Annotated in this window: 13 protein-coding genes and 3 pseudogenes; 12 read left to right on the top strand and 4 right to left on the bottom strand. The window is 39.9% G+C overall.

All coding sequences use genetic code 11. The features are described 5' to 3' along the window. Positions 1 to 2: 2 nt before the first annotated feature. Positions 3 to 299 (bottom strand): HigA family addiction module antitoxin, encoded by a 297-nt coding sequence (locus GGR10_RS06505; RefSeq protein WP_010704172.1) that lies wholly within the window; start codon positions 297 to 299, stop codon positions 3 to 5. 16 nt (positions 300 to 315) lie between these two features. Beyond that, positions 316 to 597 (bottom strand): type II toxin-antitoxin system RelE/ParE family toxin, encoded by a 282-nt coding sequence (locus tag GGR10_RS06500; protein ID WP_182480422.1) that lies wholly within the window; start codon positions 595 to 597, stop codon positions 316 to 318. Positions 598 to 684: 87 nt separating this feature from the next. Between GGR10_RS06500 and GGR10_RS06495 the strand changes: the two genes are divergently transcribed. From GGR10_RS06495 to GGR10_RS06450, 11 genes and pseudogenes are all read left to right on the top strand, one after another. Then, positions 685 to 1,254, top strand: a complete 570-nt coding sequence (locus GGR10_RS06495) for a hypothetical protein (RefSeq protein ID WP_182480420.1) — start codon at positions 685 to 687, stop codon at positions 1,252 to 1,254. Next, positions 1,247 to 3,145 carry a phage terminase large subunit family protein gene (locus GGR10_RS06490; RefSeq protein ID WP_182480419.1) on the top strand — a complete coding sequence of 633 codons (1,899 nt, stop codon included), beginning with the start codon at positions 1,247 to 1,249 and terminating at the stop codon, positions 3,143 to 3,145. Before GGR10_RS06495 ends, GGR10_RS06490 begins: the two co-directional genes overlap by 8 nt. A gap of 3 nt (positions 3,146 to 3,148) precedes the next feature. Continuing rightward, a complete protein-coding gene (locus GGR10_RS06485; RefSeq protein WP_182480418.1) occupies positions 3,149 to 3,397 on the top strand; it encodes a phage head-tail joining protein in 249 nt (82 codons plus the stop codon). After that, positions 3,397 to 4,929 (top strand): phage portal protein, encoded by a 1,533-nt coding sequence (locus GGR10_RS06480; RefSeq protein WP_182480417.1) that lies wholly within the window; start codon positions 3,397 to 3,399, stop codon positions 4,927 to 4,929. Before GGR10_RS06485 ends, GGR10_RS06480 begins: the two co-directional genes overlap by 1 nt. Next, a pseudogene (locus tag GGR10_RS06475) lies at positions 4,919 to 5,773 on the top strand (S49 family peptidase); the annotation flags it as partial. The gene GGR10_RS06480 and the pseudogene GGR10_RS06475, both read left to right, overlap by 11 nt. A 42-nt stretch (positions 5,774 to 5,815) precedes the next feature. Beyond that, positions 5,816 to 6,253 (top strand): hypothetical protein, encoded by a 438-nt coding sequence (locus GGR10_RS06910; protein ID WP_246316891.1) that lies wholly within the window; start codon positions 5,816 to 5,818, stop codon positions 6,251 to 6,253. Then, the gene (locus GGR10_RS06465) at positions 6,253 to 6,618 is read left to right on the top strand and encodes a head decoration protein (RefSeq protein ID WP_182480415.1); all 366 of its coding nucleotides are present in this window, start codon (positions 6,253 to 6,255) and stop codon (positions 6,616 to 6,618) included. The genes GGR10_RS06910 and GGR10_RS06465 overlap by 1 nt, the downstream gene beginning before the upstream one ends. Before the next feature lie 13 nt (positions 6,619 to 6,631). Then, positions 6,632 to 7,707: pseudogene (locus tag GGR10_RS06995) on the top strand (major capsid protein). A gap of 1 nt (position 7,708) precedes the next feature. Beyond that, a complete protein-coding gene (locus GGR10_RS06965; protein ID WP_281371275.1) occupies positions 7,709 to 7,834 on the top strand; it encodes a hypothetical protein in 126 nt (41 codons plus the stop codon). A gap of 13 nt (positions 7,835 to 7,847) precedes the next feature. Beyond that, positions 7,848 to 8,906: a major capsid protein gene (locus GGR10_RS06455; RefSeq protein ID WP_182480414.1), complete on the top strand. Its 1,059-nt coding sequence runs from the start codon at positions 7,848 to 7,850 to the stop codon at positions 8,904 to 8,906. A 1-nt stretch (position 8,907) separates the two neighbouring features. Beyond that, positions 8,908 to 9,285 (top strand): head-tail joining protein, encoded by a 378-nt coding sequence (locus tag GGR10_RS06450; RefSeq protein ID WP_182480413.1) that lies wholly within the window; start codon positions 8,908 to 8,910, stop codon positions 9,283 to 9,285. A 78-nt stretch (positions 9,286 to 9,363) separates the two neighbouring features. Here the strand turns inward: GGR10_RS06450 and GGR10_RS06445 are convergent, their stop codons facing one another. Beyond that, positions 9,364 to 9,669 (bottom strand): BrnA antitoxin family protein, encoded by a 306-nt coding sequence (locus GGR10_RS06445; protein ID WP_010704182.1) that lies wholly within the window; start codon positions 9,667 to 9,669, stop codon positions 9,364 to 9,366. Continuing rightward, entirely contained in the window at positions 9,647 to 9,913 is a 267-nt protein-coding gene (locus GGR10_RS06440) for a BrnT family toxin (protein WP_010704183.1), read from the bottom strand. The genes GGR10_RS06445 and GGR10_RS06440 overlap by 23 nt, the downstream gene beginning before the upstream one ends. A gap of 332 nt (positions 9,914 to 10,245) precedes the next feature. Here GGR10_RS06440 and GGR10_RS06435 point away from each other — a divergent pair. Beyond that, positions 10,246 to 10,475: pseudogene (locus tag GGR10_RS06435) on the top strand (hypothetical protein); the annotation flags it as partial.

Below are 10,475 nucleotides of genomic sequence, written 5' to 3'. Positions count from 1 at the left end.
TTTTAAGCCATTTGTTTAAATTTATCTATTTTAGCAAATTCATCAGCTTTTTCAGTTTGTAGCACATTAACGTCGTAAGCAGCTTGCATGTTAAGCCAGAATTCAGCTGTGGTATCAAAAAAATAGGCCAATCTTAATGCTGTATCAGGAGTTATAGGGCTATTTTCAGCAACAATACGCTCTATCCGGGTACGTGGAACATTTAATGCTTTAGCAAGAGCATAAGCAGAAAGGGCATATTCTTTTAAATATTCCTCCCGTAGAATTTCTCCGGGATGGATCGCTATGTAATTTTTCATCTCAAACTCCTACAGATCAATGATAATCTACAATTTCAACTTTATAAGCACCATTAGAACGCCACTCAAAACAAATACGAAATTGGTCATTGATACGGATAGAATATTGACCACGGCGATCACCTTTCAATGCTTCTAAGCGATTTCCCGGGGGGCTACGTAGATCTTTAAGATTAGCTGCTTTATCGAGCATAAATAATTTTCTTTGAGCTACCCGCACCAAGGCCACCGGAAAACCTTTTGGTAGCTTACCTTCTAAAAGGTCCTTACATCGTTTATCCGCAAAGTTTTCAATCACCAAATTACTTTCATTTATTAGTTTATGTATCGTGATATGATACCAATTTAAAAGAAAAAATCAATAAAAAATATTCACGGAAAAATTATGAATAAAAAGAACAGACAAGGACTGTCGGTTCGAGCGTTTGCAAAGAAGATGGGTGTTTATCCTAACGCGGTTGTTGCTCGTTTCAAGACGGGGAAATTTGATGAAGCCATTTATGATGACGGTTCTATCAATGAAGAATTAGCCACTGCTCTATGGAATGAGAATCCCACCAAGCAAGCCTATATTGTAGGCGATGATGGAAAGCCTCGCACAAAAACAAAGCAGGATTCTATAGAAGGAGCTAATGAACACAAGATAAAACTCCAGAGAATGCAAGTTGCTCTTGAAAGTGAAACGATTGATCTTGAGCAAAAGAAAGAAACAACACTTGATCGTGAAAAAGTAAAGAGGGAAGCACATAATTTTGGAAGAGCTTATCGTGATATCATGTTGCACTTTCCTCATCGTTACGGTGCGCGTATTGCAGCAAAGGTTAAGTGTGATGCCGCGAGCCTGATTGGCGCCATTGATCATTATATCCGAGAAGCTTTACAGGAAATCATAAAAGTTCCGGTCCCTTTCCATGATGCAGATACTCCTGATCATAAGGAAAAGAAGGATGACTAATACAGCAGAAGAGTTTGTTTATTTTCATGCCTGTGAAGCGTGTCAACCAGATCCCCCCTACACAGTTTCACAATGGGCAGATAAAAATCGTTATTTGAGTACAGTAGCCAGTGCTGAACCTGGATTATGGAGTACCAAACGTGCTCCTTATTTACGGGAAATCATGGACAATCTTTCCTCTTACGTACCGGTTGAAAAAACAGTTGTGATGAAAGGTGCGCAGATTGGTATGTCAGAGGCTGCTTTAAACTTTTGTGGTTATGCTATTCATCACAGTCCTGGCCCTGCTCTTTATGTGATGCCTACAGTTGAGCTGGCTAAGAGAGTGTCTAAGACCCGTCTTGACCCTATGATTGAAGCCAGCCCTGCATTAAGCGAACGTATCTCCCCTGCCCGCGCCAAAGATAAGGGGAATACAATGTTCTCGAAAGAATTTGATGGTGGGGTATTGATGCTTACAGGAGCCAATAGTGCTGCTGGCTTGCGATCAATGCCTATTCGTTATTTGGTCCTTGATGAAGTTGATGGTTATCCATTAAATGTTGATGGAGAAGGAGATCCAGTAAAACTTGCTGAAAAACGTACCGCAACCTTTATTCAACGAAAGGTTTTTAAATTATCAACACCAACTCACCGTATCACAAGTCGTATCGCTAAAGATTTTGCCTTAGGAGATCAGAGATATTACAATGTGCCTTGTGATGGATGTGGTACGCTTCAGCCCATTGTTTGGTCGCAAATTAAATGGCCAAAAGGGGCTCCTGAAAAAGCTGTGTTTGTTTGTGCGCATTGTGGTCATGAACATGCTGAACATCGTAAAGAAGATTTATTGTCTGAAGAAAGGGGGGCTTGTTGGATACCAACACAAGAGCCAAGCGAGCCTGGTTTGCGCTCTTACCATATTTCAGCACTGTATTCACCTTGGAGAACATGGAAAGAGTGTGTGCGCAAATTTTTAAAGGTGAAAAATGATCCTGCGCGTTTACAGGCTTTTGTCAATACTGTTCTAGGTGAACCATGGGAAGATAAATCAGGAGAAGTCATTGATCCGGATAGCTTGTATGCACAACGTGAAGACTATCCTCTTGCCCCTGCTCAAGTAGTCCTCCTTACAGCGGGTATTGATGTACAAAATGATCGCTTAGAGCTTGAAGTTGTGGGCTGGGGGCGTGATGAAGAAAGTTGGAATATTGATTATCAAGTTCTACCGGGTAATCCCTCTTCTCTAGACGTTTGGGATCAGTTGGATGAGTATCTTCAAAAACGATGGCCACATCCTGGTTTCAAAGACGGGATACAAATAGCAGCAGCTTGTATTGATACAGGAGGCAACCATACACAAGACGTTTACAATTATGTGCGTCCTCGTGAAGGAAAGCGTATCTGGGGCATTAAAGGACAAGCAGGACCACGCCCTGTATGGCCACGTCGCCCCAGTAAAAATAACAAAGGACAAATTAATTTATATATCGTTGGTGTTGATTCAGCAAAAAATACCATCACAAGTCGCTTTAAAAATTCAGGTCCTGAAGCGTCAGGAGCTGGTGCAACGCACTTCCATAAAAATCTTGATCGAGAATATTTTGAGCAGCTGACTGCTGAAAAAAAGGTGATCAAATATTTTAAAGGCCATCAGCGAATAGAATGGCATAAAAGTGACACAGCAAGAAACGAGGCTTTCGACTGTAGGGTTTATGCTTATGCTGCCTTACAGGGTCTGATTTTAGCGGGACTTAATCTCAATAAAGAAGTCGACATCTTAGAAGAGCGCTTGAAAAACATTGAAAGCCCTTCAACAGATTCATACTACCCAAAAAGACTAAAACCAGAACCTGAAAAGCAATTTATCAGAACATCGATCAGTGCTTACATGCAAGGGAATAGGGAGTAATTTATGTACGAAAAATCAAACCAAGTGAACTGGAAATACGAAAGACTTGCAGAGCTTAAAAAGCGACGCGAACAATTGGAAAATGCCCTTTATTCAGGGGCACAATCTGTGCGTCACGGCGATAAGCAAGTCAATCATCGTTCTACTGAAGATATACGCAAAGCCCTTACAATGCTGGCTGAGGAAATAGCAATTCTTGAAGGGTACAAGCCCTCATGTGTTTATTATCTTAACACATCACGAGGCTATTAATGGTAAGTTTTTTGAATAAAATTTCAGGAGTTTTCCGCAGTTCCAGTAATCATAATCCACATTTTGAAGCAGCAAGCCGTAGCTATCGATTAAATGGATTTGATCCTGCAAAAAAACACATCAATAAAGCCATTGAAGAATGTGGTGATACAATTGTCGCTCGTTCAAGATGGCTTTACGATAATGAACCCCTTTACGGATCTGCAACAGAAGAATGGGTTTCAGCAGCGGTAAGTGATGGGATTAAGCCCTACCCTAGAATTGAAGGATTTCAGGAAGAAAAGAAAAAGCTTCTTGATCTTTGGTGGCAATGGGTCGATGAAGCTGATTATGATGAAGATGCTAATTTTTATGGTCTTCAAGCAACAATTGCTCGTGAGGTTTTTTTAACTGGTGAATGTTTTGTAAGATTACACTATACCGACTTTTATAAGCGCTCACGTGTACCACTTCAATTACAAATTTACCCCTCAGAAATGCTGGACTTAACCTATAACGGACCAGTAGAAACTAAAGGCAACACCATTCGTATGGGAATTGAATTCAACGCAAAGGGCAAACGTGTTGCTTATCATTTTTGGAAACGTCACCCTTACGATGATCATCAGGTAACTCAGGTATTTACAGGTCAAGAACGCATTAGAGTGCCTGCTGAATTGGTTATTCATATTAAAGATCGCCGCACTGCAGGACAACTACGTGGATGCCCCAAAGTCACGCGCTGTATGACAAAACTCTTTCAGCTTGACTCTTATGATGATGCAGAACTTGATAGAAAAAGAACAGCCGCTCTTTTTGCTGTTTTTGTCACAGGATCAACACCAGGCGAAACAGAAGTGCCGGACAATCGTGATGGAATTCAAACTGCAACATCTTCACAGACACTTCCCGACTTGCCAATGACGCCAGGATCAATCAATGTCGTGGATGGCAATAGACAAATTACATTCTCCAATCCTGTAGAAGTTGGAGGTTCTTATGAAGCCTTTCAATATCGCAATAATTTAAAAATTAGTGCAGCTTTAAATATACCTTATGCCATTGTTACAGGTGATGTAACACGAGGTAACTTTTCTAACGTACGCACGTCCATTATTCAGTTTAGACGTCACATCAAACAATGGCGTGAAAACATCATCGCTTTTCAATTCAATCGCGTTATTTGGGAACGCTTTGTCCAACTAGCCGTGCTTGCTGGGTGTGTTGAATTACCAGGATGGGAAGAAAATCCTTTACCATGGATCCAATGTGAAAGCTTTGCGCCACCACTTGAGATGATTGATCCAAACAAAGACATCTCAGCTGAAAAAGAAGAAATCCGGGCAGGTTTAAAATCACGACGTATGGCACTTGCTGAGCGTGGTTTTGATATTGATACCATTCACGCAGAGTTGGAAGAAGAACAAAAAGACGCAAAAGCACGGGGATTATCATTCGACACAGATGGTGAAGATTTTTCTACTGGTTTGAGTAACACTGACGAACCGGATGAAAATGATCACAACAATAAAGCGCATGAAGATGAAAAATAATATTGATATGCCATTTTTGGTTTCACGACTTTTTAATGTACCGCATATGCTCGCCCCTACAAAGTTTGATGTCATTCTCAATTTCATGACACCACGCCTTTTTGAGGGAAATAAATTTCCCCCTGGGGCATTTTCTCAAGAGGATTCTATCTTTCAAGCTCCTCCAGAAACTTATGTGGTTAAAAATCATGTCGCTATTCTTCCGGTTCATGGCACGCTTGTGCGTCGTGGTGCGTGGCTTAGTGCTGCGTCAGGATTAACTTCTTACGATGGTCTGCGCGAGGCTTTTCAAGAAGCCATTGGGCAACCTGATGTTCGTGCAATTTTACTGGATATTGATAGTGGCGGCGGCGAAGCAGGTGGTGTTTTTGATTTAGTTGACGCGTTTCGTGCGCTTTCACAAGAATACAATAAACCCATCTGGGTACATGCTAATGAAATGGCCTGTTCAGCAGCTTATGCTATTGCTTGTGCGGCTTCTCAAATTTGGGTTGCACGCACGGGTATTGTTGGATCAATTGGGGTTGTGTGTGCTCACCTTGATCAGTCCCGTGCTGATGAAATGGACGGATATAAATGGACTTTTGTCTATGAAGGAGATCACAAAGTTCACGGTAATCCTCACGAGCCATTGGCTGATAAAGCCCTTGAAAAGATGCAAGCAGATTGTGCGCTTCTCTATGACATGTTTGTCGATTTAGTTGCACAAAACAGACCTACAAGTGCTCAAGCGATCCGCGACACGAAAGCAGAGACATTTATAGGCACCCAAGCTGTAGAGCTTGGGTTAGCAGATGCGCAAGGCACATTTGCACAAGCTTTGGAAGCTCTAACCGCTTCCATTCAATAACCCCTGAATATGAAATCAAACAAAGGAATTAAATATATGTTACGGACAAAATATCGCGCCAAAGATGATGGTGAGCTTTCCGCACAATTGCCTGCAGGAGAGGAAAGCGAAAGAATTAAAGTTTCTGCAGAAGAAAATGCTGTCAACGTTGGTGTTAACGCTGAAACTTTTACCAAAGACAGCAACACAAATGAAGATAATAACGCAATCATTCAAGCGACACTTGAACAAGAAAGAAAGCGGGCTCAGAGCTTTATGACTCTGGAAAAGCAAGCGCAGCGTTTAGGTGTTTCTTTTAATGCAGCACAAGCTATTCAAAATGGTATGAGCTTAGAGGAAGCAAAGAGCATTATTCTAGCTAATGCTACGTCACAAAGCGAGGCTTTAGCCGTATCGCCTTATGCACCCCATCCGGAAGTAAACACTCAGACAAATATTTATGCAAAATGGGAAAAAGTTTGGAGGGCAATATAATGAGTAAAGTTTTTTATGAAGGTCCTCGTGATAGCGCTTATCTTGGGCGTTATGATCCTGACATGTCAAACGAGGAAGTAATCTTTGCACAAGGATATGAAGTTTCAGCGGGAACCGTCATGGGGCTTGTGACATCAACGGGTAAATATGTGCCGTTTAATCCTGATGCATCAGATGGCAGTGAAATTCCAGCGGGCATTTCTTATGCCAATGTTGATGTATCAGAAAGCGATCAACGTGCAACGATTACAGTGCGTTTATGCACGGTAAAAAAATCTGAACTGATATGGCCTGACAAAATTGACGAAAAGAAAAAGGAAACTGCCATTCAGATCTTAGAAAAAAATAACATTCTATTGCGATAGGAAACATACAAATATGGATATAAAATCTTTTAATCATGATGCTTTTTCATCGGTAACAATGATGAAAGCAATTGAAAACTATGAGTTTAAACCTAGTCTGATTGGCTCACTTGATCTTTTTGAAGAAGTTGAAACAACTACAACATCTGTTAGTATTGAGAGATGTAATAATACATTATCGCTCATTCCAACAAGTGAACGCGGTGCGCCTTTAATAGAAGCAGGTAGAGATAAGCGTAATATTCGATATTTTGAAACAACACGTATTGCCAAAAGCGATACTATAAAATCAGGAGAAATTCAAAACCGACGAGAATTTGGTACAGAAGACCAGCTTGAAACAGCGATGAAATTTATCGCTAAAAGACAAAAAAAACTGATCAAAGAAATTGAACTGACCTGGGAAAATATGCAGCTTGGAGCTATTCAAGGTGTTGTTCTTGATGCTGACGGATCAGTGGTCTATGATTGGTACAAGGAATGGGGAATCACACCACCAAAGGCTATTAATTTTAAACTCGATGAGGAAACGACAGATGTCGCAGATGAGTTGATCAAGTTGTCACCAATATGGTGGAAGCATCAAGTGGTGCATTTTCCAATTGGTCATGGATTATTGGGCTTTGTGGACGTGAATTCTTTTCAAAATTAAAAAATCACAAAACAGTTCGTGAAACCTATCTCAACACACCCTTAGCACAAACATTAAATAGCCCAAAAGGTATTGCAACACCTGGAGCTATTGGATCAGGAAGTTTCGGGAGTTTTGACTTTGCTGGTGTAACATTTATCAATTATCGTAATATTGGTAACTATAATGTAAACGCTAAAGCTGGCACCAAACAAGCTATAGGGATTAAGCCTAATGAATGCCGATTCTTCCCTGTTAACGCACCTGGTGTATTCCAAAAAACATTTGCTCCGGGTGAAACCTGGGAGTTTGTCAATACAGTTGGCAAACCTCTTTATACTACACTTACTGTAGATCGCGAACATAACGCATGGGTGAGACCTGAAGTATACAGTTACCCACTCTTCATTTGCACGCGTCCTGAAATGCTCTTCAAAGCAGTAGTGGGAGAAAAATAAAATGCAATGGTATGGGCTGCTCAGTCAAATGATTGAAGATGTATGTGACACTTTTGGGCAGCCCGTTATCTATACACGAAAGAAAACAGGGCAATCTTTTCATATCATAGCGATTTATAGCGTATAGGAAACATACAAATATGGATATGAGTTTTTTTGATCACAACGCTTTTTCATCGGCAACAAAGATGAAACCAATTGAAAATTATGAGTTTAAGCCTGGTCTGATTGGCTCCCTTAATCTTTTTGAGGAAGTTGAGACAAGAACAACAGTGGTTAGTATTGAGAGATATAAATTACAGCTCATTCCAACAAGTAAACGCGGCGCACCTTTAATAGAAGCTGATAGAAATAGTCGCAACATTCGGTTTTTCCCAACAACACGTATTGCTAAAAGCTACGCTATACCATCAGAAGAAATTAAAGACCGGCGAGAATTTGGCATAGAAGATCAGTTTGAGACAGTAATGAAATTTATCGCTGAAAAACAAAAGAGACTGATTGAGGAAATTGAACTGACTTGGGAAAATATGCAGCTTGGAGCTATTCAAGGTGCTGTTCTTGATGCTGACGGATCAGTAGTCTATGATTGGTACAAGGAATGGGGTATCGAACAACCAAAGGCCATTGATTTTAAACTCGATGAGGACACAACAGATGTCGCAGATGTAGTTGATCAAGTCGTCAAAAAAATGATTAAAGCGTCACGCGGTGCATTTTCCACTCGTTCACGGATTATTGGGCTTTGCGGACATGAATTCTTTTCAAAATTAAAAAATCATAAAACAGTTCATGAAATCTACTTGGCACAAAGATTAAATAGTGCAAAAGATATTGCAATACCTGGAGCTATTGGATCAGGAAGTTTCGGGAGTTTTGACTTTGCTGGTGTAACATTTATCAATTGTCATAATATTTATAACTACAACGTGGACACTCAATCTAATGCAGAACGAAGCATAGGAATCAAACCTGATGAATGCCGATTCTTCCCTGTTAATGTGCCGGGTGTATTCCAAAAAACATTTGCTCCGGGTGAAAGTTGGGATGTTGTTAATACAGTCGGTAAACCTCTTTATACGATGCTTATTGTAGATCGTGAACGCAATGCGTGGGTGAAACCTGAGGTATACAGTTACCCACTCTTCATTTGCACGCGTCCTGAAATGCTTTTCAAAGCAACAGTGAAAGCGCAATAAAATGCAATGGTATGGGCTGCTCAGTCAAATGATTGAAGATGTACGCGACACTTTTGGGCAGCCCGTTATCTATACACGAAAGAAAACAGGGCAATCTTTTCATATCATAGCGATTTATAGCATTAAGCATGCAGAGCCAGAAGCTGGGGGAAGAGTAAAAACAACAATCCCAAGAAAAGAACTTGATGTTTGCATCAATGATATTGGAGGCGTGCTTCCTGAACTAGGAGATCGCATTGTTATTTTACCCCCTAAAGAAATTGACAGCAATAAAGTGATTTCTTCTCAAGAGAATTTTACTGTCGCAAATGTACAAGCTTCGGAATCAAATATGTATAAGCTTATCCTTCGTGAGGACGCTGTGTCTGATGTAACGTAAATTTTTTTATTACTCTCTCATCTCCACAGGTGGAGAGATAATTAACATTGTGGTTTAATTCCTTTTTTGCATTTGGTTTTAGCAACCACTTGCTTTTGTTAAGATTTCACCCATACGCGTGCGCCAGTTTTTACCTTGTTCCTTAAAAGAGGCAATAACTTTGGGGTCAAGACGTAGAGTAATCGCTTGTTTGGGAGATTTAACTGGTGGGCGTCCACGCTTACGACGCTCTTCTGTTACATATTTAAAGAAGGAGGTAGGTAAAATTTCTTTAGCTGGTTTTAAGCGTGCAAGCTCTTCGTCTGTAAGTGGTGGCGAATCCACTGCATCCCAATCTTCTTTTGTGTAGCCACATCCTTCTTTAAAGGTTTTTTTGATAGTCATTAAAAACCTCTCTTTCTTTCTTATTTGCTTGACGAAAACTGATAATAGATATTGCTTCAATACCCAGTTTTGCAAAAATAATAACTGCTGTGTTATCAGCAAAATGTCCAATAGCTTTCATGCGGTTTGAATGTGTTGCATCAATAAAGGCGTGCTCCCAGTCAAAATAAATAACATCTGCAAAATCAAGCTTATGTTTATCAATGTTCGAAACTCTTTTTGGTTCATCCCACACTATCTTCATATATTTTATGTACACTTAAAATATGATATCGTCAACAAAAAAGTGTACTTTAATTCATATAGAGCTATAAAGAAAAGAATTACAGCTTCGAAGAGATACATCTATTCGAATTACAGTCAATGCCCATGACTTATATGCCTTTTCAAAAATGAAATCTGAATTTAGAAACTGAATTAAAAATCGTATTGAACAGTATTTTAATGAAAGAAAAAACTTTATAACTACGGTAAATTTTACCGGGGTGGAGAAACAAAAAACTACCACCTTACTTAACCAACTATTTATTACATGGAGTAATGAATTTTTCATTTGACAATATAACAGGAGCTAAGATGCATCCACGAGATACGTTAAGAGAGACGTTTGTTGAGTTAATTAAAGCTAGCAAGACATCGGCTGGTGATGAAGTTTACAATATGCGAGACTTTAATTTCTCTACTGGAGATCACCCATTTGTTAATGTATCAACCCAAAGCGAAACAATAGAAGATGGGCACGATTATGGGGCAAGACGACGTATTTTAACGGTTGATGTTGAATGCTATGACACAAGAGAAAATGG

The organism is Bartonella chomelii (assembly GCF_014138465.1).
Classification (GTDB): Bacteria; Pseudomonadota; Alphaproteobacteria; order Rhizobiales; family Rhizobiaceae; genus Bartonella; species Bartonella schoenbuchensis.
Note: the sequence above shows the minus strand (reverse complement) of the source record. Positions and strands in the feature narration are given on the sequence as shown.